The following is a 23,944-nucleotide window of genomic DNA, read 5'->3' on the forward strand; positions in this document are numbered from 1 at the left end:
TGCGCTGAGTGATGATCAGTAGCAGGTGAGCGGTTGGAGGGGTTCGGCGGCTCGGGGGGTGAGGGCTTCGTAGGCTGCGGCGATGGATTTCACGGCCAGCCGGAGCTCGGGTTCGGGGTGGGTGAAGGGGAGTCGGACGAAGCGTTCGAAGGCGCCCTGGACGCCGAATCGTGGTCCGGCGGCGAGGAGGACGCCGTGGTTGGGGGCGGTGGCGGCCAGGGCGGTCGACACCGGACTGGGAAGCTGGGCCCAGACGGACATGCCGCCGGCGCCAGGGGCGATGTGCCAGCCGGGGAGGTCCTCGGCGACGGCGTCGAGGAGGGTGGCGCGCTGGGCGCGCAGCTGGGCGCGGCGGCGGTCGAGGATGGGGTCGGCGTTCTCCAGCAGGTGGACCGTGGCGAGCTGGTCCATGACGGGGGTGCCGAGGTCGACGGTGGCGCGGATGCCGAGGAGCTTGGTGATCAGCGCCTGATTCGTGCGGATCCAGCCCACCCGCAGGCCACCCCAGAACGACTTCGACGCCGAGCCGATCGTGACGATCTCCGCACCCTTCGCGAACGCGGCGACCGGCGGAGGCATCGGCGCGTCGGACAGATTCAGCTCCCCCATCGACTCGTCGACGACGATGGTCATCCTGGTGTCGCGGGCGATGGCGGCCAGTTCGGCGCGACCCGCCTCGTCGAGCAGCAGACCGGTGGGGTTGTTGAAGTCGGGGACCAGGTAGGCCAAGGTGGCCGCGGTCTGCCGTGCGGTGCTGCGCAAACCCTCGAGATCCCAGCCGGCATCCGGGAATTCGGGCCGCAGCGGAACGGGGATGGGCCGGGCGCCGACATCGCGGATCGCCTCGATGGCGTTCGGGTAGCTGGGGTGCTCGATCAGTACACGCGCGGCGGGCGAGGTGAGCACGTTGAGCAGCAGCCGGAGTCCGTGCTGCGCGCCGAGAGTCACCAGGATCTGCTCGGGTTCGGTGGGCAGGCCGCGCGCGGTGTAGCGGCGAGCCAGCGCCTCGCGCAGCGCGAGGACACCGACCGGGTCCATGCCGTGCGTGCCGAGGAAGGGCGGGAGCCCGTGCAGCGCAGTCGAATACGCATCGTGCAGCTCGGGCGGGGCCGACATCGCCGCGTAGGTCATGTCGATGGTCGGCAGCTCGGGCTGGGCGATCAGGGCCATGATGCCGCGGGCGTGCAAGCTGCCGTCGTTGCGGATGGTCGGCGGCAGCGCCACCGTGCTGCGCGAGCCCTGGCGACTGATCAGATAGCCGTGTTCGCGCAGTAGCGAATACGTGGAGGTGATGGTCGTGCGGCTGACGCCGAGCGTGGCGGCCAGATCGCGCTCACTAGGCAGGGCGACGCCCAGCGGGGCGCGGCCGTCGTGGATCAGCAGCCGGATGGCCTCGGCCAGCGCCAGATAGGCGGGCCGGTGCGGACGGCGCTCGGGGGAATCGCCGTCGGGCTCGGGGTCACGCCACCGGCCGAGGTCTCGAGCCAGACCCGCCGCGCCGATCACTCTTGTCGCCATAACATCCAGTATTCCGTGAGTGGCTATTTCTATGCAAGGCCAGTCGGAGGATTCTTGCGGCATGGCCACACTCCTAACCCTCGCCGTTGCCCTTGCCTTCGGGCTGGCGGTCCACCATTTCGCACCGAAGGCGAGCGAGCCGCGGTGCTGGCCGTTCCCGTCCTCGCCGCACGATCGAGCCTTCGGCACCTACGATGATCAGCGGCTTCATCGCGATCTCGCGGCCATCCGGGCACGCGAGACCGAGCCGGATTCCGTCGGCGCCGACAACTCGGTCCAGTTATCGGAAACTGGACCTGTCGATACGGAGAAGTGCGGGCCACTCGCCGCGTGATCCAGGGGCGATCGGAAGGTGTCACCGGCTCGGCGCACACTGTGATCATGAGTTCCGGTACTGATTCCACTCGGACCGAATCGGTGGTCGCGGCGCTGTTCGACACCGCGATCGGCCTGTGCGCGATCGCCTGGCACGGCGACACCGTCGTGCGGTTCCAACTGCCCGAGGCCAGCGAGGAACAAACGCTCGCCCGGATCACCCGGCCGTTCGGCGGGGCACCCGTGGACGAGAGCGAGCCGGGGCCGGCGATCGTCGCGGCGATCGCGGGTATCCGGGCCCATCTGGACGGGTCGCTGGACGCGCTGCGCTGGATCGAACTGGACCTGCGCGGGGTGCCGGAGTTCCATCGCGCCGTGTACGCGGTGACCCGCGAGATCGACCCCGGCCGAACCCTCGGCTACGGCGACATCGCCACCCGCCTCGGCGCACCCGGCTCGGCGCAGGCCGTCGGGCAGGCTTTGGGCCGCAACCCGATTCCGATCGTCATCCCGTGCCACCGCGTCCTCGCCGCCGATCACGCACTCCATGGCTTCTCGGCACCCGGCGGCATCGGCACCAAGGCCCGGCTGCTCGAGATCGAGCGCGCGCCGGGCTTCGGTGAGCCGATGCTGTTCTGATCGGATTCCCTCGATGACGTACCGATGAGTTTCCCCGGCCGCCGCCGTCGGAACGGGTAGGTGGCCGCGCGCCGACTCCTCGGCAGGTGTGTCCGCCGGCAGCGAAACCCGTGCGGACCTGCGGGCGAGACGGTCGCGTACCGTCGAGCGCGGAGGTCACACGACCCGAAATCGAGAGGAACACCTCATGCAGACTGTGACGTCGGCCGACGGCACCACGATCGCCTACGACCGGGTGGGCGAAGGCGCGGCCGGGACGGTCATCCTCATCGGCGGCGCGTTCAGTTACCGCAAGTTCCCGTCGATGATCGACCTCGCGCAAACACTGGCCGACGACTACGACCTCACCGTGCTGAACTACGACCGCCGCGGGCGCGGCGACAGCACCGACTCCCCCGGCGTGTACGACCCGGCCAACGAGATCGCCGACATCGCGGCGCTGGTCGAGGTCGCGGGCGGGAAGGCGGCGCTGTTCGGCTGGTCCTCGGGCGCCGTGCTCGCCCTGCTGGCCGCGCAATCGGTACCGGGGATCACCGAGGTGGTCGCGTTCGAGCCGCCGTTCGTGGTCGACCCGAAAGACCGTGTGCCGCCGAAGGATCTGGCCGACAAGCTGCACCCGATGATCGCCGAGGGCAAGCGTGACAAAACGGTGCGGTACTACATGACCAAGGCGATGGGCATGCCGTTGATGATGGTCGGGGTGATGCGGGTGACCCCGTTCTGGAAGCGGCTCACGGAGACATCGAACTCGACCGCGCACGACTGGGCGGTGATGCGGCCGTACATGCGCGGCGAGAAACTGAAGGCCGCCGACTGGAGTGGTGTCGAGGTTCCGGTGCTGGTGCTCGCGGGCGATCGCACCGTGCCGATGCTCACCAAGGGCGCCAAGGCAGCCGCCGAGATTCTGAAGGACGCGGAGTTCGCCGAACTCCCCGGCGTGAGCCACGACCCGAAGATCGCCATCCTCGCCCCCGCTGTCGGCGAATTCCTCACCCGCGCGAAGTAGCCCGCGCCTTTGGACCGTTGATCACCACGCTCTCAGGTGAGCATCGGCCGAAAGCGACCGCCACCAGAGCGTGGTGATCAACGGTTCAGGTCGAGGCGTGGGTCGGCCGCGTCAGGGCGGTGGCGGGTTGTCACGGTAGAGCTGGCACGGGTCGCCGGTGAGGTAGCCGTCCATACAGGCGAAGTAGGTCTGCACGCAGCTGTTGCTCGCGCATCCGACGGTGTAGAGCATGCCGCGAATGCGCTCGTAGCGCTGCTGGGTGGGCGCGAGGGTCTGCGCAGGTGGAAGTACCGAACTCACCGGTGAGACACTGGGCGCCGGAGCCGGTGTCTCCGGACCGGCGCAACCAGCCAGCACGGCGACCGCGAACACCGCCGAGCAGGCGAAACCGCCACGCACCGACATCAGTCACCTCCGTCCGACACCCGTTCCGACCGTACCCCGGTGCCGTTGACGCGGTCGAGGACCTCGGCGGGAAATCGTCCGGGACCGGGGTGGTGAACTCGCCGACGCGCAGAGTGCGTGGGGGCGGAGCGATGGGGGCGACCGGCTCGACCGGCTCGGGGAGGTGCAACTCCTCGATGACGATCGGCGGGGCGCGCCCCGTGCACGCGAACGGCCCCTACCCGACGGGGAAGGGGCCGTTCGCGACAACGACACTAGCCGAGCACGTCGTGCCTGACGATCGTCTGGTCACGGCCGGGACCGACACCGATGCACGAGATCCGCGCACCCGAGAGCTCTTCGAGCCGAAGCACATACGCCTGTGCGGCGGCGGGCAGTTCCTCGAAGGTGCGGGCATGGGAGATGTCCTCCCACCAGCCGGGCATCTCCTCGTAGATCGGCTTGGCGTGATGGAACCCGGTCTGCGTGGTCGGCATCTGCTCGACCCGCTCGCCATCGATCTCGTAGGCGACGCAGATCGGCACGGTATCCAGCCCGGACAGCACATCCAGCTTGGTCAGGAAGTAGTCGGTCACCCCGTTGACACGAGTGGCGTACCGGCTGATCACCGCGTCGAACCAGCCACAGCGACGCGCGCGCCCGGTGGTGACACCCACCTCGCCACCCTGCTTGGCCAGGAACTCACCGAAGTTGTCGAACAGCTCGGTCGGGAACGGACCCGAGCCGACACGGGTGGTGTAGCACTTGAGGATGCCGAGCACCGTGTCGATCCGGTTCGGCCCGATGCCCGAACCCACCGCAGCGCCGCCGGCGGTCGGGTTCGAGGAGGTGACGAACGGATAGGTGCCGTGGTCGACATCGAGCAGGGTGCCCTGCGAGCCTTCCAGCAGCACGGCGTCGCCGCGCTCGAGCGCCAGGTTCAGCTCGAGGCGGGTGTCGGCGATGCGGTGCTTGAACGACTCGGCCTGGTCGAGCACCTCGTCGACCACCTGCTGCGGGTCGAGCGCGCGGCGGTTGTAGATCTTCACCAGCACCTGGTTCTTGAACTCCAGGGCGGCCTCGACCTTCTGGGTGAGGATCTTCTCGTCGAGCACATCGGCCACGCGGACGCCGACGCGGGCGACCTTGTCCTGGTAGCAGGGGCCGATGCCACGACCGGTGGTGCCGATCTTGCGGTTGCCCAGGAAGCGTTCGGTGACCTTGTCGATGGCCACGTGGTACGGCATGATCAGGTGCGCGTCGGCGGAGAGCAGCAGGCCGGAGGTGTCGACACCGCGCTCTTCCAGACCCGCGAGTTCGTCGAGCAGCACGCCGGGATCGACCACGACACCGTTACCGATGACGTTCTTCACCCCGGGGGTGAGGATGCCGGACGGGATCAGGTGCAGCGCGAACTTGTCACCATTGGGAAGAACCACCGTATGACCGGCGTTGTTGCCGCCCTGGTATCGGACCACCCACTGCAACCGCTCACCCAGCAGGTCGGTAGCTTTGCCCTTACCCTCGTCGCCCCACTGGGCGCCGATGAGGACGATAGCCGGCATTTCGGAGTCTCCTACAGATCGACGGCAGCACATGCAGTACTGCAGCTACCTGCCGTAGGACGCTGGCGCGTCCAATCACTGAGGCGGTGGCCGGAGACACAGTCTAGCTACACGCGATCGGGGTCGGCCGACCTGCCCCGTCCGAGCGCGCCGACCCCCGCCCACCGCGCGCACCACGATCGGTTACGGTTACTGGTCGGCAGGGGGTTTGCCATGTGCTTGTGGGCGACATACCGTCGGCCCGATCGAGGAGGGTGTACCGCAGTTTGAGTACCCACGTTCTCCGATGTGGTGACATCCCGGTCCCGATCGCGCTCGCCTCGGTGCCGACCACGCAGACCGGCCGGGTGCCCGATGTCGCGGTGATCGACGAACTGCTCCCGGTGCTCGCCGCCGACAGCCTGCCGCGCCTGATCGTGCTCGGCGCCGATGCCTCACTGGCCGCCGTACTCACCCATCTGATGCGCACCGAACGGCTGCACGTCGAGGTGGGTTTCGTGCCGGTCGAGACCACCTATGCCTCCCGGGTGTATCAGACCGCCACCGGCAATGCAGCGGCGAAGATCGCCCTCGACGGCCGGGCCATCGAGACCCCGCTGATCCGTGACGACACCGGCACCGTGCTGGTCGGCCGGGCCAGCATCACCGGCGTCGACGGCGCGAAGCTCGAGGGCGAGGCCTACGTCGACGACGCCCTGTTGTTCACCGGCACGGTGACCACGATGCTCATCTCGCCGACCATGACCATGCCTGGTGTCCGCGCGCGCGTCCGCAAGGGCCTGCGCAAGCGCACCTGGGTCTCGGGCCGCGCGGCACAGCTCGGCACGCCGGGCGGGATCGTCACCCGCGACGGGATCACCGCCGAACGGACCGTGCCCCGCTCGACCTTCTACCGCTTCGAACAACCCTGGCTTCTGGTGCGATGACGTACTCCTTCCCCACCGACCGGCGGACCGGCAACGGCGCGGTGCGACCGAGCCCGGTGTTCCTGCTCATCGTGACGATCACCGTGCTCGGCGGGGCGCTGGCCTGGAACGCCGACATCCAGTCGTGGCAGGCCAAGGTCGGGGTGTTCGTCCTGGTGGTGTTCGGCTGGATCATCAGCCTGTGCCTACACGAGTTCGCGCACGCCTATGTGGCGTGGCGGGCGGGTGATCACGAGGTGGAGGTGCGTGGCTATCTCACGCTGAATCCGCTCAAGTACAGCCATCCGGTGCTCTCGATCGGACTGCCGCTGGTGTTCATCGCGCTCGGCGGGATCGGGTTGCCCGGTGGCGCGGTGTATGTGAACACCAGCCGGTTCAGCGCGAAGGTGCAGCGGCTGGTCAGCGCGGTCGGCCCCGCCTCGAACGCCCTGTGCGCGGTGGTGCTGCTGATCGTGATCCGGATGTTCGGCTCGGTGACCGAGAATCCCGCGTTCTGGACTGGCCTCAGCTTCCTCGCGTTCCTGCAGATCACGGCTTTCCTGCTGAACATCCTGCCGATTCCCGGCCTGGACGGCTACGGCATCATCGAGCCGTCGCTGCGGTACGAGACGCGGCGCGCGCTCGAGCAGATCAAGCCATACGGCATGTTGATTCTCTTCGCTGTCATCTTTTTCAGCCCGCTTAATCAGGTGTTCTTCGACGCGGTGTATGCATTGTTCGAACTGTCCGGGGTACCTGATGTTTGGGCTGCCTACGGCGGCCAATTGACTCGCTTCTGGCGTTGACAGCCTGCGGGTCAGCCACGACCCACGAACGGAAACGCGCATGGGCAATACTGAATCTGCTGTCCTCTCGGTCATCGTCCCCACCCTCGACGAGGCGTCGGGGATCACCGCCTGTCTAGAGCGCCTGGTCGGCCAGGAGTCGATCGACGAGATCGTCGTCGTCGACAACGGCAGCACCGACGGCACCCGGGAGATCGTCGCCGAGCTGGCCGCCCTACATCCGAAGATCGAACTACTCGACGAGCCGAACCCCGGTGTCGCACACGCGCGCAACCTCGGTTTCGACAAGGCTCGTGGCGACTACTTGGGCCGGATCGACGCCGACACCCTCGTCGCGCCCGACTGGGGCGCGACCGTGTGTGAGCACCTCGACGCGAATCCGGGCACCATGGCGGTGACCGGCATCAGCACCTATCACGATTCCCCGATCGGCGTCTTCCTCGCCGCCGCGATCGGCGCGCAGGAACGCCTCGGCCTGATCAAGGACCAGCCCGTGGGCAATGTGCACGGGGCGAACATGGCCATCCGGCGATCCGCCTGGCAGCAGGTGCAGGAGGCGACCACCACCCGCCGCGATCTGCACGAGGACCTCGATCTGGCCCTGTGCCTGAGCAAGGCGAAGCTGCGCATCGACCAGCTGCCCCGGCTGCGGGCCCAGATCTCGGCCCGCCGCCGCAAGACCCCGCCGTCGGTGTGGTGGCAGTACCAGGTGCACGGTCTGCGGACCATCGCCAATCAGGGCTACCGGGTGGTGCCGTTCCATCGGGCCGTGATCACCGGTGCCTGGCTCATGCACACCGCGCAGTGGCCCATCTACCGGGTCTGGGACTTCAACCGCAAGCGGTTCTCGCTGCGGTCCGGGCGGCCCAGGGTCTCGCCGATCGGCGACTGAGCGGTCATTCCTGCGGCGTCACATACGGATTGGGCACGGTGGGCGGCAGCAGGGCCATCGCCGAGATGCGCTGCATGCCGCACACCACCATCAGATCCACCACAATCGAGCGGATCTGCGCGAAAACCACATGGGCCGAGAGCCCGGCTCCGGCGACGAGTTCGGGACGGGCGTTCTTGGCGACGCTGCGCAGGCCACGGGTGGCCTCGGCCTGATCGGGCTGTTCACCGGGGTCGGCCAGCATCATCTTGCGCACCACCTCGACCGAGGTGCCGAGCTGGTTGACCAGGTCGATCAGGCGGGGATCGAGCACCTCGTCGTCGCGGACCAGGGTGAGTGAACGGCGCAGCAGCACCCGGGTGTTGCGGACCGCGTTGTCCAGTGGATCGGACGCGGAATGGATGCGTTCGAGGCGTTTTCGCGAGTTCCAGTACAGCGGGGAGATCCGGCTGATCTCACGGCCGCCTTCCAGCGCCGAGCGCAGCGCGTCGATCTGTTTCTGGGTGGCGCGCACCGCCGAGAGGGCGTCGCGCACCTTGTTCGAGTCCTGTTCGAGCAGTCCGTCCGCGCAGGCGATCAGGGACTTGTTCATCACCGAGAGCACGTCGGCGGCGTGTTCGCGGGCCCGGCGCACCGGGTGCAGGGGGATCACCGCGACCATCAAGATGCCGACGAGTCCGCCGATCAGCGCGTCGATCATGCGGGCCGGGCCCGCACCGGCCTCCTGGTTCAGGGTGGAGACGAGCACCGCCGAACCGGCGGCCTGCATCGTGATGATGGTGCCGCCGTCGAGGAAGACCGAGCAGGCCATCGCACCGGCGACGACCAGCGCCACCTGCCAGACACCCGTACCCACCTGCAGGATGAACAGGTCGCCGATGCCGATGCCGACAGCGACGCCGACCACCAGCTCCACCGAACGCCTGATCCGCGCACCGAAGGACACACCGATCGAGACCACCGCGGCGGTCGGGGCGAAGAACGGGTCGGGGTGGCCGACGATGTCATGGGCGATGAACCACGCCAGTGCGGCACCGAGCGCGCACTGGAGGATCGGAATCGCCGAGAGCCGAAGCCGCACCGAGGACGCTTTGAATCGCGCCGCGGTGCCGACCCTGGCCGCGGCGACCACCGGTGAGGCCGCGGCGACGACGCGATGGGAATCGCTCACCGACGGCTCGGTTCCGACCGCTGGATCAATCCAGGCCGAGTTCGGTCGCGGCCCGCGGATCGCAGTCCTCGAGCAGGTCGAGGCAGCGGGCGTACTCCTCGGTCTCGCCGATCGTCTTGGCGGCCCTGGCCAGCGCGCCGACGCTGCGCAGGAAACCCTGGTTCGGTTCGTGGCTCCACGGGACCGGACCGAAACCCTTCCAGCCGTTGCGGCGCAGCAGATCGAGGCCGCGGTGGTAGCCGGTGCGGGCGAAGGCGTAGGCGGCGACGGTGTCGTGGTTCACCTCGTCGGCGGCGCGGTCGAGCGCGGCCTCGGCGAGCTGGGCCCAGGCCACCGACGCGGATGGATGTTTCGCGGCGACTTCGACCGGGTCGGTGCCCGCCGCGATGGCGTCTTCGGCGTCGATCAGTTCGGGAAGGAGGACCGGCTGCGGTCCGAGCAGGTCACCGAAGGAGGTCATGGGTTCATTGTGCACCAGCCGTGCGACGACGTCGCCCGGCCCGCCACACGGCGATCGGCGGACTCCCCCGCGCGAGGCACATTAGGCTGGCCGCAGAGTGCAACGTTCGAGCCTGAGCGAGGGGTACAGAGGTGTCCGACCCGACCGACGAGAACAATCCGGCAGCCGAGCCTGCCAGTCCCGGCGCGCCCGGGCAGCGCCCCGATCCGCGCGGCGCCGATTCGTCGAACACCGGCGAGGCCGGGCCCCCTGCCGACGCGCCGAAGTCGAGGCCCGAGGCGGTGACCGAACCGGGTCATCCGACCGTGCCAGGGGGCGACACGGTTGTCATCCGGCGTGACGAGCTGCCGGGGCGGAGCGACCGCCCCGAGACACCCTCGACCGGTGGACCGGTGTCCGGCGATCAGGAGACCCGACCGTCGAGCGTGGTTTCACCGGAGGGCGAGCAGCGTGCGGGAGTCGTCGGGTCGCCGCAGGGGCCGGTGAGGTCCCCGGGTGCGTCGGGCGGCGATGACGACCGTGGCCAGAGGGGTCAGCCTGCGCCTGGCGCGCCTCGGCCCCCGAGCCAGGCCGGACCCGGAGCGCCGCCCGGTGCCGCATCAGTTGGTGGACAACGGATCTCGAGCCAGGGCGGGCCCGGCACGCAGTCCGCGGCGACTGGGGGGTATCAGCCCTCCGGCCAAGGCGGCGCGGCCGGCCGACAGCCTGCGGCCGCGAGCGGTGGACAACGGCCCCCCGGCCGAGGCGGTGCGCAGCCCACCGGGTATGAGCCTGGTGGACAACAACTTCCGAGCAACGCGCCGGGCGGCGGCCCTCCCCGCGTCGGGCCGGGCGGCGTCGGCCGACCGGGCACCGTTCCCGGCGGGCAACCTGGCTCTGCGCCCGGTCGACCGGGCGCGCCAGGTGCGCCGAACAGGCCGGGTGCACCTGGTACGCCGGGTGCTTCCGGGCGACCGGGCGACCCAGGCAGACCAGGTGCGCCGGGCGGACCGAATGCATCAGGTGGACCGGGTGCGCCGGGCCGACAGGGCACTCCCGGTCCGCCCGGGCGACCGGGCGGACCGGGCGGACCGGGCATGGCGGGTGGGCAACGACCTGCCGGTGGTCCCGGCTACGGGCCTCAGCGCGCCGGACGTCCGGTGAACGCACCTGGCGCTGCGCAAGAACCTGGCGGACAACAACTTCCGGGTCGTGGACCTGCCCCTGAGGGCCCTCACGCCACCGGTGGGCCCGGCTTCGGGCCCGGCCCACGCAATTCGCCAGGTGCAGCAGGTCAGGGCGGCAGTGCCGTCGCGGGCCAAGGCGGCCATGTCGCTGGCGCGCAGGGCGGCAATGTCGCTGGTGGACAGCAGACTTCGGGGACCGGCGGACCGCATCCGGACGGTGATCCCGGGTACGGACCCGGACCGGCCCGGCCGAGTACCACCCCCGGAGAACCCCAGCCCTCGCAGGAAGGCGTTGATCCTCGCGCCGGGCAACAGGGCAATGCCCGTCCGGGCAGCACTCCCGGTGGACCCCCGGCGGGTGGGTCAGCGGCCGATTCGTTTGGCGGGCAGCAGACTTCTGCGCCTTCGGCCCCGAGCGCTGGTCACCCCGGCGCGCAGCAGGGCGGAGGAGCTTCGAGCGCGGGCACCCGTCACCCGAACGAGCGGTTCGCCGGTGAACAAGAGGCAGCGGCCGAGTCCGCTGGTGCGGCTTCCCCGTTGGCGGGATTGTCGAAGGGGCTGCCGGGTGGCGAGCGATCCGCGCAGGACGGCCGGGGGGCTCCCGATATCACCGGCCCGGACGCGCCGACCACGGCGATGTCCATCCCCGGACGGCAACCCGGTGCGGCACAGGGTGATTCAGCCGAGGACAGCACCGTGAAGTTCTCCAGCGGTCAGTCGAAGGCGGCACCGGAGGAAGTTCCGACCGTCGGCATGAACCAGGCCGAGGGCCCGTCCTCCGAGAAGTCCCCGAAGTTCGACACAACGGGTGCGGCGGTCGGCGCAGCGGCAGCACCCTCGTCGGCAGCCGAGAAGGGAACCGCCAGCGCGGATACCGACGACGTTTCGGGCACCGCGAGCGGGAGCCGGCCCGACAGCGAAGCCGCGACGGGCGTGCGAGGTGGCAACGCGACCACGCAGTCTTCAACCGCTGACGGGCCCCCCGGCCAATCGGCCACTGACTTCTCTGCGGAGCCCGTCGCCGACGCCGCCCACGGTGGCGCCACTTCGGCTGCAACGCACGGCCCTGACCTTTCGGAAGCCGCGCAGCGTTCGGACGGCGCGACCGATGTCGCGGACAACCCGAGCGACGGTAGGGGCGGTGCGCCAGGCGCAGCCGGTGCCATGGGCGCGGCCGGGCTCGCGAAGAAGGCGACTGGGGACAGCGCTCCCGGGTCCGAGGATCAGACCGTGGCGATGCGGGTCGTGAATCCGGCGGATGCGCCGACCACGGCGTTTCCCGTCCAGCGGGGCACGGATCGGGTGGTGCCTCCGGTGGGAGGTCGGCCTGCGGTGACTCCGCCGCCGAATACGCCGCGGGGCCCCGTCGGACCTCGGCAGGCGGGGCAGCAAGGTGGGCCGCACGGGCCAGGGGCGCCGCAAGGGCCGGCTGGTCCACAGGGACCACACGGCCCCGGGTTCGACGAGACTCTGCCTTCGTCGCAGCCGGGGCCGGCCGGACCGCCGCGACAGTCGGCGTCGGCGCCCTCGCCCGCTGATATTCAGCCGACTCGGCCCGCCGAGCAGGTGGCGGAGCGGCAGCGGCAGGTGGCGCCGCCGCAGCGGATCGAAGCGCCGCAGGTCGGTGGGCCGGATGCCCCCGGGCCGAAGCGGTCGAAGCGGTGGGTGTGGGCGGTGGGTGCGGCCGCGGTGTTGGTGCTCGCGCTGATCGCGACCGTGGTGGCGCTGATGACCGGTGGGGACAATTCGCCGGAGGGACAGGTGCGGACCGCGATCGGCGAGTACACCGACGCGCTGCGCGGCGGCGATCTCGAGGCCTTGCGGTCGAGCACGTGCGGGCAGCTGAACGAGTTCTACCAGGACCTCACCACCGAGGAATTCAACGGCGTGCATCAGCTCTCGACCGAGGAGGGTTCGCTGCCGATCGTCGCGAGTGTGGACGCGGTGCGGATCACCGGCGACACCGCCCTGGCCGAGGCCACGGTCTTCACCGAGAGCGACCCGGAGCAGACCGCGCGCACGTTCGACCTGGAGCGCACCGACGGTGAGTGGAAGGTCTGCGACCCCACCGGCACCACGCCCTGACCCGACCGACCCGTCATATCGGACACCCTGTCTGGTATGACGGGTCACACACAACTGGTGATCTGAATAGGTGACCAGTATTATTTTCCGGATCATGAGCAGGGAACAGACAGCGTCGCAGCCGGACATCGAAGCTGTGGTCCCGGATGCGTCGCTGGCCGGCCAGCGCTTCGGCTTCCGCGACCACTATGAGGTCGGCCGCGAGAAGATCCGCGAATTCGCCAGGGCCGTGCAGAACACGCACCCCGCCCACCAGCAGGAAGTCGACGCGCGCAAACTCGGCTACGAGGGTGTGATCGCCCCGCCGACCTTCGCGTCGGTGATCGGCATGAGCGCCACCCGGGCACTGCTGGACACCGTCCTCACCGAGTACGACCTGTCACAGGTGCTGCAGACCGACCAGGTCTTCGAGGTGTTCCGGCCGATGCTGGCCGGTGACCGGATCAGCACCGAGATCGAGATCGAGTCGATCCGCCAGTTCGGCGACAACGACTTCATCAACGTCGGATTCAAGCTGATCAACCAGCACCGGGAGATCGCGGTGCAGGGCACCACCACCATCGTGGCCCGCCGCGGTGTGGAGATCGACCCGAACATCGTCGACGCCGTCGAGAACATCAGCATGCATCCGCGCCCCGCGACAGTCGCCGGGATCGACACCACCGACGTACTGATCCGCCGCACCGGCCCCGCCCCCGTCGCTCCCCCGCGCGAGTTCGTCCCCGTGCACACCACCCCCGAGTTCGACGCACTGGTCAAGGGTGGCGAGCTGCCCGTCGGCGCCGCCCGCCTGACCCGCGGTGACCTGGCCAATTACGCGGGTGTTTCCGGCGACCCGAACCCGATCCACTTCAGCGATCGCGCGGCCGAACTCGCCGGCCTGCCCACTGTCGTCGCGCACGGCCTGCTCACCATGGGCCTGGCCGCCCAGTATCTCACCGACTGGCTCGGCGACCCCACCGCCATCGAGAAGCTGGCCGTCCGTTTCTCCGGCTTCGTCCCCGTGCCGCCCACCGAAGCGGGCGAGATCCAGTTCTCCGGCAAGATCAAGTCGATCGACACCGACCGCCGCGCCGCCACGGTGCTGCTCAGCGGAATCTCTGAGGGACGCAAGCTCTTCGGCCGCGCCGTCGCCGAGATCCGGTTGACCTGACCCCGCGAGTCAGGCTTCTCGCGAAACCTCTGGCCTGGTCGGATTCTTCCTAGCTCACCGCGATGAAGGTCAGCACCGTTCCCCCGATCCGGATGGCATCGCCGTCCGCCAGCAGCGCACCCGAATCGATCGGCAACTCGTTCACATAGACCCCGTTGGCCGAGTGCAGATCCTTGATCAGCAGCCCGGCCCGGCTGGGCATGATGTGCGCATGGTAGCGGCTGGCCTTCGGATCGTCGAGGACCAGTTCGTTGTCGGTCATCCGCCCGATCCTGATCCCGCCGTGCGGAATCGGAATGGTCCGCCCGTCGGTGAACCGCAGATTCCCGTTGCGGATCGAGCGCGGCACCTCGGTGACCGTCTCGGTCATCGCGGCAGCCAACTGCTCGGATCGCTTGGCCGCCACCACATTCAGCGGCTCCTGACGCAGCACCCGCTGCTCCAGCTCGATCAGCGCGGGCCCCGGATCGATGCCGAGCTCCTCGGCCAGCACCGACCGCACCCGCCGACAGGCTTCCAGCGCGTCGGCCTGTCGACCGGACAGGTACAGCGCGGTGATCAACTGCCCCCACAGCGGCTCGCGCAGCGGATGCTCGTTGGTCATCGAGACCAGCTCGCCGATCACCGAAGAAGCTCGCCCGCAGGCGATCTCCGCGTCCACCCGCGCGGAGGCGGCGAGCAGCCGCTCCTCGTTCATCGCGGTCGCGAAACTGTCGGCGAACTGCAGACCGGCCAGATCGGCCAGCGCCCGCCCGGTCCATTCTCGCAGCGCCGCGCCGAACAGATTGGCCGCGCCGGGATGGTCGCCCAGGTCCAGGCACCGCGACCCGGCTTCGCGCGCGTTCTCGAAACGACCGAGGTCGCAAGCGGTATCGGGGATTTCGAGCCGGTAGCCGGCGCCCTCGGTGCGCAGCACCTGCGCCGAGTCGATGCCGGCGTTGCGCATCGCCTTGCGGATATTGGAGACGAACACCTGCAGGCTGGCGGCGTAGGAATCCGGCGGATCCTCGTTCCACACCATCTCCGCGAGCACAGCCGAAGACACCGCGCGCCGTCGGTTGACGGTGAGCGCGGCAAGCAGAGCTCGCGGCTTGGGCCCGCCGACCGCCACCGGCTCACCGCCGACCAGCAGTCGAACGGGCCCGAGCACACGGACATCAAGACTCATGAGCTCGGGCCCCGTTGATTGTTGCGAAAAGCCGATCAGGAACCGCTGACGGAACGACCGGCCGACTTCAGATCGTTGCAGGCCTCGACGACGCGCGCGGCCATCGAGGTCTCGGCCTTCTTGAGGTAGCTGCGCGGGTCGTAGACCTTCTTGTTGCCGACCTCGCCGTCGATCTTCAGCACACCGTCGTAGTTGCTGAACATGTGACCGGCGACCGGACGGGTGAAGGCGTACTGGGTGTCGGTGTCGACGTTCATCTTCACCACACCGAAACGCAGCGAGTCCTCGATCTCGGACTTCAGCGAGCCCGAACCACCGTGGAAGACGAAGTCGAACGGCTGCGCGTCCTCGCCGAGACCCAGCTTGGCGGCGGCGACACGCTGCCCCTCGGCCAGCACCTCGGGCCGCAGCACCACGTTGCCCGGCTTGTACACGCCGTGCACGTTGCCGAACGTGGCGGCCAGCAGGTACTTGCCGTTCTCGCCCGCGCCCAGCGCCTCGATGGTCTTCTCGAAGTCCTCGGGCGTGGTGTAGAGCTTGTCGTCGATCTCGGCCTCGACACCGTCTTCTTCACCGCCGACGACGCCGATCTCGACCTCGAGGATGATGTTGGCGGCCCGCGAGAGCTCGAGCAGCTTCTTGGCGATCTCGAGGTTCTCGTCGATCGGGATGGCCGAGCCGTCCCACATGTGCGACTGGAACAGCGGGTGCTGGCCGTTGTTCACGCGCTCCTGGGAGATCGCGAGCAGCGGGCGCACGTAGGTGTCCAGCTTGTCCTTGGGGCAGTGATCGGTGTGCAGCGCGATCGTCACGTCGTAGCGGGCCGCGACCACGTGCGCGAACTCGGCCAGCGCCACCGCGCCGGTGACCATGTCCTTCACACCGAGGCCGGAACCGAACTCGGCGCCACCGGTCGAGAACTGGATGATGCCGTCACTGCCCGCGTCCGCGAAGCCCTTGATGGCGGCGTTGATCGTCTCCGACGAAGTGCAGTTGATAGCCGGGAATGCGAACGAGTGCGCCTTGGCCCGGCCGAGCATCTCGGCGTAGACCTCCGGAGTCGCGATAGGCACAGCAGTGACCTCCGTCTGTGGGGAGCGAAAAACCAATTCTGTCAGGCCACACCCTAATTTAGAAGACGAGAGCTGGTGCACCCGGTCGCGCCCAGACCACCGCACACCACTCGCGTCACAGGATCGACCGGTACTGTGGTGCCCGTGACTTTGCTGGCGGTATCCGATGCGATGACGAGCGACGTGGCCTCGATGCGGGCCGCCTCGGCGAACGAGGCGCGCTGATCGTAGTGACCGCGGTACCGTCGACCCTGGCCATGGGTACTTTCGATCCACTGATCTCGGCAGGACCCGCGCTGGTCTGCACGATCGTGCTCGTGTTCGTCTTCCTCGAGTGCGCGTTCATCATCGGGTTGTTCCTGCCCGGCGATTCGATGCTGATCACCGCGGGCATCGTGCTCGCCTCCCATGGCAGCGGCGAGACCCTGGTGTGGGGATTGTCGGTGGGTGCGATGGTGGCCGCGATCGTGGGTAACCAGGTGGGCTATGCGATCGGCCAGCGCACCGGCCATCATCTGGTCGCGCGCAAGAACGGCCGGTACATCAACACCGAGAACCTGGCCAAGGTGACCGCGCTGCTGGAACGGCACGGGTTCTTCGCGGTGCTGGTGGCTCGCTGGATTCCCTGGGTGCGCACGCTGTGCCCGATGGTCGCGGGCGCCGCCGGGATGGACCACCGCCGCTACACGATCGCCAGCACGCTGGGCGCGATCATCTGGGCGCCGGTCCTGCTGCTCATCGGCTATTACGCCGGCGGGTTCCTCCAGCGGGTGCCGTGGTTGCTGCCCGCGGTGGTCGGGATTCTGATCGTGGGGTTGGTCATCGGCACGATCCTCGGCATCCGGCAATACCGCCAGGAGATGGCGCGGCCGGCCGAAGACTTCGACCTCGAGCACGCGCCGGGCGTACCGAGCGAAGCCGAGCGCTGAGGCTCACAGCCCCGCTGCGGTGACCTGGTAGGCGGCTTCCATCAGCATCCAGCCCGACAGTTGCACGGACAGGTCGCGCTCGGGCACCGCCGAGGCCGTCACCGAGCCGCCCGTGGTGAACTTGCCCGCACCGGCCGTGCCGCCGGGTAGTCGCGCCGGTTTGCTCCAGTCGTACCCGAACAGCGGCTCGCCCTCGACCTCGAGCCGGTTGGCCCAGGCGGCGGTGGCCGAGGCCTTCACGATGGCGGCGGCCAGGCGCCGGTCGGCTTCCTGCCGTTTGCCCTCCCCGGGCAGCATCAGCGCGACCACCGCGAGGTAGCGCGCCAGGATGCCGTTGAACAGACCGCCGTCGCCACCACCGCCGCCGGCGATCACCAGCCGCTTGGTCATGTGCTCGTCCACCGCGGCCAACAGGCTGCTGACCCGTTCGGCGTGCCGGTCGTCGTCGGTGTGCACGGCCAGCTCGGCTTCGAGCCCGAGCACCACACCCTGGCAGTAGCTGAACACCGGGCGCTCGATCTCGCCGGAGGGCAGGTGGATGCCGTCGAGGATCAGCCCGGTTTCGGGATCGCGCAGGGTGGCGTCGAGCCAGTCGGCCATCTCCTGGGCCCGCTCGACCCGGCCCAGCCGCAACAGCGCGATACCCGCTGGCCCGTTGGCCGGTGCGTTGAAGAAATCCGACCTGACCCGCCACGGGATACCGCCGCCGGTCTCGGGATCCCACGCGCCGTGGAGCTGCTGCTCGAGGGCGACGAGGCCGCGGCGAGCCTCGGTGAGCTCCTGGGTGCGCTCGGCGCGTTCCAGGGCGATCGCCAGCCAGGCCATGTCGTCGTAGTACCGATTGGTCCAGCCGGTGATGTTGCGCATCCGGTGGGCGCGGGCGATGGCGCCGATCCGCCTGCGCCGCGCGGGGGTGGGCACCCGATTGGCCGCGTCGATCGCGACGTCGAGCAGATGCGCCTGCCACCAGTAGTGCCAGCTCACGAACGCCCGCTCGCGCCGGGTGGCCGGCCAGCCGACGACACCCAATTCCGTTCCGGGACAACCCCACAGCGTGCGCAGGTGCCGGGAGATGATCGCGGACTCGGCCATGTCGGCGCGCTCGGACCACAGCGCCGGAGTCGGCACGGCTCCGGCGCGATCTACGGGCTGTGGGCGCCGTCCCCTGGGCGAGGTCATGGGTCCATCGTGCCAGTCCCGACCCCTTTTCCGCGCCCGTTCTGTTACCGATTCGACATCGTGGTTTTCGGCACGCGGAAAACTACCAGGCCAGGGACAGATCCGCGTGTTGCCGAATCCAGGCGTGCATGGCGATTCCGGCGGCGACACCGGCGTTGATACTGCGTGTCGAACCGAACTGGGCGATCGAAACAGTCAGTGCCGCCGCGCTTTTCGCGTCATCACTGACACCGGGCCCCTCCTGCCCGAACAGCAGCAGGCATTCGCGCGGCAGTTGCGCGGTCTCCAGCGGGACCGCGCCGGGCACATTGTCGACCGCGACGACGGTGAGTCCCGCGTCGGCGGCGAACGCGCGCAGCTCGGCCAGGTCGGTGTGGTGCACCAGATGTTGGTAGCGATCGGTCACCATGGCCCCACGGCGGTTCCAGCGCCGCTTGCCGACGATGTGCACCGCCGCGGCCGCGAAGGCGTTGGCGGTGCGCACGACCGTGCCGATATTGGCGTCGTGGCCGAAGTTCTCGATGGCCACGTGGAACGGGAACCGCCGCGCGTCGATATCGGCGACGATCGCCTCGCGGGACCAGTACCGGTACGCGTCGACGACGTTGCGGCGGTCGCCCTCGGCCAGCAGCACCTGGTCGTAGCGCTCGTCGTCGGGGGCCGGGGTGCCGTATTCCTGCGCCCACGGACCGAGCCCGTGCGGATGCTCGCCCCATTCAGTTGGCCCAGGGCCGGGCACCTCGGGCGATTCCACTGGCTCACTCACGCCGAGAATGCCCCCATGACCACCAGCGCCACCGCCAGGAGCGAGAAGAGCAGGGTGACCCCGAGCAAGATGGTGCCGATGAGGCCCATGATGTAGCCCGCGTTCGCCGCCGACCGGCCACCGACCTGTCCGCCGGACGCGTCGATCTCCGCCAGAACCCGGCGACCCTTGAACCAGGCGAACGGCGCACAGAAACCACAGAACCCCACGCCGAGGGCGCCCATGACCAACACCGTGGTGGCTTCGGGGTGATCTGGCGGCTTGGCGTAGACGGGATAGCCATAAGGGGGCGGACTGCTCATGGCCCGAATCGTAGCCGCACCGGCCGACCGCGCGATCTACCCTGCGACGGCAGGGCTCGACGCGCGCGGAGCCGTCGCGGCCGGATCGTCGTCGACGTGATGTCCGCCCACGAACCGCTGATCCGGATCATCCTGGTTCTCTGAGCGGCACCGAGGGCGCGGGGCCGGTTGTCGGCAGCGCGACGATCGGGAGGCCGCGGCGCAGGGTCCGCTGCCAGCGCAGCGGGTCGAAGACGGCCGGCTCGGTGTCCTCGATGAAGGTGCGCATCAGCTTCACGAACCGGTCAGGGTCGTAGTGATGCGGGAAATGTCCAGCGCCGTCGAAGATCTCGATCCGGCTGCCGGGGAAGGCGCGATGTGCGCGACCCGCGTGCCCGGACGGGATCACCGTGTCGCGGGTGCCGCCGATGACCAGCGTCGGCAGGTGCGCGGCCAGGTAGCCGCGGTCGAGCATGGTGATGGTCTGGCCGCGACGGTCGGCGGCCGCGCGGATGGTGCGCAGGAACGCGTTGCGCGCACCGGGCTCGGCGAGCTGGCCGTAGAGGCGGAGCACGTATTCGGCGTCGGGACCGAGACCGAGCCCGCCCAGCGCCGTCACCAGCGGAATCGAGGTGCGCACCGCGGTGCGCACCGGCCAGCTGGTGATCGCCATCAGCGCCGGACCGGCACCGGCCAGGGTCGCGAGCCGGAACGCGGGGTGCACACCTGCCCCCATACCCGCCGGACAGACCAGCGCGATCCGCTCCACCTTCTCCGGGAACTGGTAGGCGAACTGCATCGCGACGCCGCCGCCCAGCGAATGGCCGACCACGGAGATCCGGTCGATGCCGAGCACGCTGAGCAGATCGCGCATCCCGTTCGCGTAGGCCGCCACCGCGTAGTCGGCGCGGGGCTTGTCGGATTCACCGTGACCGAGCAGGTCGGGCGCGATGACGGTGTAGTGCTCGGCCAGCGCGTCGAAGACCGGCGCCCAGGTCCCCGAGCTGTCGGTGATCCCGTGGATCAGCAACAGCGGCGGCCCCGACCCCGCCATCCGATAAGCACGGCGATACCCGTGCACCTCGATGAACTGCACTTCCCCGGTCATCTCCGAAGCGTGCGCCGCGGGTGTTGCCCCACCGGGTCAACCAGGTTAGACGTCTGTGACACGCTGCATCACTGATCTCGCGAGCACATGGGTAACTCGCCGGGAACGGGCGAACTCGACCATCACACCACGCAAGGCGCCAGCCCAACGCCCTCCGCCAGGGCCTGGCCCTAATCTCGGGGAGGCGGCTCAGTGAGGAGGTACTGGGCGGCGGCGTAGGTCGCCAGGATGACGCCCTCGGTGACGCGGCGGGTGCGTTCCTCGCGGGCGAACAGGCGCCGCAGCACGATCAATCCGTCGGACACCGTGAACAGCAGCGCGCCGAGGCCGTACCTGCTGCGTGGGTCGCTGTTCGGAATGTTCAGTCCCGCAACGTTTTTCGCCCCAGGCGCCAGAGCAGGGTCGGAGGCCAGGGTGGCCGCCGTGCCCAGGGTGGCGCCGTAGGCGGTCAGCGGGAGGGCAAGAACCGGTGCCTTGGCGCGCAGCAGACCGGCCGCCCCCGCCCAGGCCAGCAGCCGGGGCGCGGCGATCTCGGGGCGCGGACGGGCGCCGCGGCGCCACCACAGGATCGAGTAGCCGGTCTGCATCACCGCGAACGACGAGGCGCCCGCGATGAGGCGGCGGTCGTCGTCGGGATCGATCAGCAGCACGTCACCAACGGTGGCCGCCGCGAGCGAGCCGAGCAGGATCCGGCGTTCGACCGGGTCGAGCTCGACTCCGCTGGTCACGGTGTCGGCGGCCAGCAGGGGCATCAGCAGTGGCTTGGCCACCCGTTGGAGCCGCTCGCGGCCGGTGACGGCACCGAAAACGGTGACCGCCGCGGCCGCGAGATATCCGGCGCGAAGCGCACGCACGTCAGAAGCTCGGTTCCTTCGGGGCGGGCGGCAGGGTGACGACCTGGCCCGCGTAGCTCAGTCCGGCGCCGAAGCCGAGCAGCAGCGCGAGCTGGCCGCCCTTGGCCTTGCCGGTCACCAGCATTTCCTCCATGGCCAGCGGAATCGAGGCGGCCGAGGTGTTGCCGGTGTTCTCGATGTCGTTGGCCATCGGGATGCCGTCGGCCAGGCCGAGGTTCTTCTTCATCAGCTCGTTGATCCGGGCATTGGCCTGGTGCGGGACGAAGATCTCGATATCCTCCTTGGCCACACCGGAGGCGTCCAGCGCGGCCGAGAGCGCGCGCGGGAGGGTGACCGCGGCCCAGCGGAAGACCTTCGGGCCCGCCATGTGCAGCGACATCCGGCCGATCGGCTCGACCTCGGGGTCGGTGCCCTGCAACGCCTGCGCCTTGTTCATGTAGGACAGGAAGTCGACGTCCTGGGCGATGGCCTCGGCGTTCTCGCCGTCGCTGCCCCAGACCGTCGGCGAGATGCCGTTCTCCTCGGCCGGGCCGACGACGACAGCGCCCGCGCCGTCACCGAAGATCATCGCGGTGCCGCGATCGGTCGGATCGAGGCCGACGGTCATCGTCTCGGCGCCGATCACCAGGATGTATTCGGCCGAACCGGCCCGGATCAGGTCGGCGGCGACGCCGAGCCCGTAGCCGAAACCGCCGCAGCCGGAGGTGAGGTCGAAAGCCGCCACGCCGTTGAGGCCGAGGTCCGACGCCACCGACGGCGCACCGTGCGGGGTGAGCTTGAGCCAGCTCGAGGTGCACAGGATGACCGCGCCGATCTGGGCGCGCTCGATCGGAGTGTTCGTCAGCGCGCGCTCACCGGCGGCGGCGGCGATGGAACGGATCGTCTCGTCCCCGCTGATCCACCGGCGGTTGTGGATACCGGTGCGCTCGAAGATCCACTCGGGCGTGGAGTCGAGTACCTCGCACACCTCGGCATTGCTGACGATGCGCTGCGGACGGTAGGCACCGATCCCGAGCATCGCAACATTGTCGCGACCTTTGTTAACTGCAATGCTCACCACAGGTGACTCACACGTCCTTCAGACTTTCCGGACGACCACGTCGTCGTCCGCGTTCGGCGCTGTTCAGGCTAGCTCAGGGCGAGGTCGTCGAGCCCGAGGATGGATCGATATTCCAGCCCCTCGGCAGCGATGACCTGGTCAGCACCGGTTTCCCGGTCGACCACTGTGGCGACCCCGACCACGATCGCGCCCGCGTCGCGCAGCGCGCGCACCGCGGTGAGCGGCGAGTTGCCGGTGGTGGTGGTGTCCTCGACGACCAGCACCCGCTTGCCGACGACATTGGGGCCCTCGATCTGGCGCTGCATGCCGTGCGCCTTGGCCGCCTTGCGCACCACGAACGCGTCGATCGGACGGCCGGGAGCGTGCATCACGGCCATCGCGACCGGATCGGCGCCCATGGTGAGCCCGCCGACGGACTCGAAGTCCCAGTCGGCGACCAGCTCGCGCAGCAGCGAGCCGATCAGCGGGGCGGCCTGGTGGTGCAGTGTCGCGCGGCGCAGGTCGACGTAGTAGTCGGCCTCCTTGCCCGAGGACAGCGTCACCTGGCCGTGCACGACCGCGAGCTCGCGCACGAGCGCGGCCAGCTGGTCGCGATCGGCGGTCGTGAGCGCCTGACGTGCCTGGTCGATCATCAATTATGTCCTTCCGCGTGCGTTGAACAGACCGCGATTCAAGCGGGTCACCAGGGTTCGCGGGACGAAGCCCGCCACCGCGGTGAGCACCTTGTACTGCACGCCGGGCACGCTGATCACCCGACCGGAGTCCAGATCTTGCAAGCACCCGTCGACGACCTGGTCGACGTCGAGCCACAGGCGCTTGGGCACCGAACTCATCTCGATGCCTGCGCGCTCGTGGAACTCGGTGTGCACGAACCCGGGGCACAGCGCCTGGACGCGGACTCCGGTGCCCGCCAATCCACCCGCCAACCCTTCCGAGAAGGATACGACGTAGGCCTTGGAGGCCGAATAGGTCGACCCCCGTCCGGGGATCAACCCGGCCACACTGGCCACGTTCACGATCGAACCGGAGGCCGCGGCGATCATCGACGGCAGCGCGGCCCTGGTCAGTTGCAGCACCGAGGTGACGTTGACATCGAGCTGGGCCTGCAGCTCGGCCGGTTCCAGCGTCCAGAACTCCCCCGAGTGCGCGAAACCCGCGTTGTTGACCAGGAACTGGATGCCCGCGGCGGCCCGGTCGGCGACCCGGGCGCGGTCGTCGTCGGCGGCGAGATCGGCGACGAGCACCTCGGCGGAGGTGGCGTAACGACGCCCGAGCTCGTCGGCGAGCGCGCGCAGGCGCTGCTCGTTCCTGGCGACGAGGACCAGGTCGTAGCCGAGGGCGGCGAGACGGTGGGCGAAGCCACGCCCGATCCCGGACGTCGGTCCGGTGATCATGGCGACGGGGCGGAGCGCGCCGGGCAGGCGCGAGGAACTATGGGTCATCGCTGGTCGATTCCGGTCG

Annotated in this window: 25 protein-coding genes; 10 read left to right on the forward strand and 15 right to left on the reverse strand. The window is 69.3% G+C overall.

All coding sequences use genetic code 11. The features are described 5' to 3' along the window. Window positions 1-15 precede the first annotated feature (15 nt). Complete coding sequence (gene yczR / locus BOX37_RS31275) at window positions 16-1,518, reverse strand: MocR-like transcription factor YczR (protein WP_071930749.1); 1,503 nt, start codon at window positions 1,516-1,518, stop codon at window positions 16-18. A gap of 61 nt (window positions 1,519-1,579) precedes the next feature. Between yczR and BOX37_RS31280 the strand changes: the two genes are divergently transcribed. The 3 genes from BOX37_RS31280 (at window position 1,580) to BOX37_RS31290 (ending at window position 3,478) form a co-directional block, all read left to right on the forward strand. Beyond that, complete coding sequence (locus tag BOX37_RS31280) at window positions 1,580-1,852, forward strand: hypothetical protein (RefSeq protein ID WP_071930750.1); 273 nt, start codon at window positions 1,580-1,582, stop codon at window positions 1,850-1,852. A 47-nt stretch (window positions 1,853-1,899) separates the two neighbouring features. Then, a complete protein-coding gene (locus BOX37_RS31285) occupies window positions 1,900-2,472 on the forward strand; it encodes a methylated-DNA--[protein]-cysteine S-methyltransferase (RefSeq protein ID WP_071932040.1) in 573 nt (190 codons plus the stop codon). Window positions 2,473-2,659: 187 nt separating this feature from the next. Beyond that, window positions 2,660-3,478 carry an alpha/beta fold hydrolase gene (locus BOX37_RS31290; protein ID WP_071930751.1) on the forward strand — a complete coding sequence of 273 codons (819 nt, stop codon included), beginning with the start codon at window positions 2,660-2,662 and terminating at the stop codon, window positions 3,476-3,478. A 111-nt stretch (window positions 3,479-3,589) separates the two neighbouring features. On the opposite strand, the gene BOX37_RS31295 is transcribed toward BOX37_RS31290, so the two are convergent. Further along, entirely contained in the window at window positions 3,590-3,883 is a 294-nt protein-coding gene (locus BOX37_RS31295) for a hypothetical protein (RefSeq protein ID WP_071930752.1), read from the reverse strand. Window positions 3,884-4,137: 254 nt separating this feature from the next. Continuing rightward, entirely contained in the window at window positions 4,138-5,427 is a 1,290-nt protein-coding gene (locus BOX37_RS31300; protein ID WP_071930753.1) for an adenylosuccinate synthase, read from the reverse strand. A gap of 266 nt (window positions 5,428-5,693) precedes the next feature. Here BOX37_RS31300 and BOX37_RS31305 point away from each other — a divergent pair, with 266 nt between their 5' ends. Genes BOX37_RS31305 through BOX37_RS31315 form a run of 3 tightly spaced genes read left to right on the forward strand, consistent with a single transcriptional unit; the run spans window position 5,694 to window position 8,030 of the window. Then, complete coding sequence (locus tag BOX37_RS31305) at window positions 5,694-6,353, forward strand: hypothetical protein (RefSeq protein ID WP_240505125.1); 660 nt, start codon at window positions 5,694-5,696, stop codon at window positions 6,351-6,353. Then, window positions 6,350-7,138, forward strand: coding sequence for a site-2 protease family protein (locus tag BOX37_RS31310; protein ID WP_071930754.1), 789 nt, complete (start codon window positions 6,350-6,352; stop codon window positions 7,136-7,138). The genes BOX37_RS31305 and BOX37_RS31310 overlap by 4 nt, the downstream gene beginning before the upstream one ends. Window positions 7,139-7,178: 40 nt before the next feature. Continuing rightward, window positions 7,179-8,030 carry a glycosyltransferase family 2 protein gene (locus tag BOX37_RS31315; protein ID WP_071930755.1) on the forward strand — a complete coding sequence of 284 codons (852 nt, stop codon included), beginning with the start codon at window positions 7,179-7,181 and terminating at the stop codon, window positions 8,028-8,030. A 4-nt stretch (window positions 8,031-8,034) separates the two neighbouring features. Here BOX37_RS31315 and BOX37_RS31320 read toward each other — a convergent pair whose 3' ends face one another. Both BOX37_RS31320 and BOX37_RS31325 read right to left on the reverse strand, forming a co-directional pair. Continuing rightward, a complete protein-coding gene (locus BOX37_RS31320) occupies window positions 8,035-9,201 on the reverse strand; it encodes an FUSC family protein (RefSeq protein WP_084760440.1) in 1,167 nt (388 codons plus the stop codon). A gap of 25 nt (window positions 9,202-9,226) precedes the next feature. Continuing rightward, window positions 9,227-9,661, reverse strand: a complete 435-nt coding sequence (locus BOX37_RS31325) for a DUF3151 domain-containing protein (protein ID WP_071930756.1) — start codon at window positions 9,659-9,661, stop codon at window positions 9,227-9,229. A gap of 519 nt (window positions 9,662-10,180) precedes the next feature. On the opposite strand from BOX37_RS31325, the gene BOX37_RS31330 reads away from it, so the two are divergent. The 3 genes from BOX37_RS31330 (at window position 10,181) to BOX37_RS31340 (ending at window position 14,065) form a co-directional block, all read left to right on the forward strand. Continuing rightward, on the forward strand, window positions 10,181-10,804 hold the full coding sequence (locus BOX37_RS31330; protein ID WP_156910643.1) for a hypothetical protein: 624 nt from the start codon (window positions 10,181-10,183) through the stop codon (window positions 10,802-10,804). Between the two features lie 1,589 nt (window positions 10,805-12,393). After that, window positions 12,394-12,912, forward strand: a complete 519-nt coding sequence (locus BOX37_RS35665; protein WP_156910644.1) for an Rv0361 family membrane protein — start codon at window positions 12,394-12,396, stop codon at window positions 12,910-12,912. 94 nt (window positions 12,913-13,006) lie between these two features. Continuing rightward, window positions 13,007-14,065: a fused (3R)-hydroxyacyl-ACP dehydratase subunits HadA/HadB gene (locus BOX37_RS31340; RefSeq protein WP_071930758.1), complete on the forward strand. Its 1,059-nt coding sequence runs from the start codon at window positions 13,007-13,009 to the stop codon at window positions 14,063-14,065. A 49-nt stretch (window positions 14,066-14,114) separates the two neighbouring features. Here BOX37_RS31340 and BOX37_RS31345 read toward each other — a convergent pair whose 3' ends face one another. Together BOX37_RS31345 and fbaA are read right to left on the reverse strand one after the other, a co-directional pair. Further along, window positions 14,115-15,233, reverse strand: coding sequence for a BTAD domain-containing putative transcriptional regulator (locus tag BOX37_RS31345; protein WP_071930759.1), 1,119 nt, complete (start codon window positions 15,231-15,233; stop codon window positions 14,115-14,117). A gap of 35 nt (window positions 15,234-15,268) precedes the next feature. Beyond that, complete coding sequence (fbaA, locus tag BOX37_RS31350) at window positions 15,269-16,306, reverse strand: class II fructose-bisphosphate aldolase (protein ID WP_071930760.1); 1,038 nt, start codon at window positions 16,304-16,306, stop codon at window positions 15,269-15,271. Between the two features lie 257 nt (window positions 16,307-16,563). On the opposite strand from fbaA, the gene BOX37_RS31355 reads away from it, so the two are divergent. Next, window positions 16,564-17,235: a DedA family protein gene (locus BOX37_RS31355; protein ID WP_071932044.1), complete on the forward strand. Its 672-nt coding sequence runs from the start codon at window positions 16,564-16,566 to the stop codon at window positions 17,233-17,235. Between the two features lie 3 nt (window positions 17,236-17,238). Here BOX37_RS31355 and BOX37_RS31360 read toward each other — a convergent pair whose 3' ends face one another. From BOX37_RS31360 to BOX37_RS31395, 8 genes are all read right to left on the reverse strand, one after another. Beyond that, on the reverse strand, window positions 17,239-18,327 hold the full coding sequence (locus BOX37_RS31360; RefSeq protein WP_071932045.1) for a glycoside hydrolase family 76 protein: 1,089 nt from the start codon (window positions 18,325-18,327) through the stop codon (window positions 17,239-17,241). A gap of 169 nt (window positions 18,328-18,496) precedes the next feature. Beyond that, on the reverse strand, window positions 18,497-19,180 hold the full coding sequence (locus tag BOX37_RS31365; protein WP_071930761.1) for a TrmH family RNA methyltransferase: 684 nt from the start codon (window positions 19,178-19,180) through the stop codon (window positions 18,497-18,499). Then, the gene (locus tag BOX37_RS31370; RefSeq protein WP_071930762.1) at window positions 19,177-19,482 is read right to left on the reverse strand and encodes a hypothetical protein; all 306 of its coding nucleotides are present in this window, start codon (window positions 19,480-19,482) and stop codon (window positions 19,177-19,179) included. The genes BOX37_RS31365 and BOX37_RS31370 overlap by 4 nt, the downstream gene beginning before the upstream one ends. A 127-nt stretch (window positions 19,483-19,609) precedes the next feature. Beyond that, on the reverse strand, window positions 19,610-20,569 hold the full coding sequence (locus BOX37_RS31375; RefSeq protein WP_071930763.1) for an alpha/beta fold hydrolase: 960 nt from the start codon (window positions 20,567-20,569) through the stop codon (window positions 19,610-19,612). 170 nt (window positions 20,570-20,739) lie between these two features. Continuing rightward, entirely contained in the window at window positions 20,740-21,423 is a 684-nt protein-coding gene (locus BOX37_RS31380) for a lysoplasmalogenase (RefSeq protein WP_071930764.1), read from the reverse strand. 1 nt (window position 21,424) lies between these two features. Continuing rightward, entirely contained in the window at window positions 21,425-22,483 is a 1,059-nt protein-coding gene (locus BOX37_RS31385) for a beta-ketoacyl-ACP synthase 3 (RefSeq protein WP_071930765.1), read from the reverse strand. A 68-nt stretch (window positions 22,484-22,551) separates the two neighbouring features. Continuing rightward, a complete protein-coding gene (gene pyrE, locus BOX37_RS31390) occupies window positions 22,552-23,115 on the reverse strand; it encodes an orotate phosphoribosyltransferase (RefSeq protein ID WP_071930766.1) in 564 nt (187 codons plus the stop codon). A 3-nt stretch (window positions 23,116-23,118) separates the two neighbouring features. Next, on the reverse strand, window positions 23,119-23,925 hold the full coding sequence (locus BOX37_RS31395; RefSeq protein ID WP_071930767.1) for an SDR family NAD(P)-dependent oxidoreductase: 807 nt from the start codon (window positions 23,923-23,925) through the stop codon (window positions 23,119-23,121). Between the last annotated feature and the right edge of the window lie 19 nt (window positions 23,926-23,944).

Source organism: Nocardia mangyaensis (assembly GCF_001886715.1).
Classification (GTDB): domain Bacteria; phylum Actinomycetota; class Actinomycetes; order Mycobacteriales; family Mycobacteriaceae; genus Nocardia; species Nocardia mangyaensis.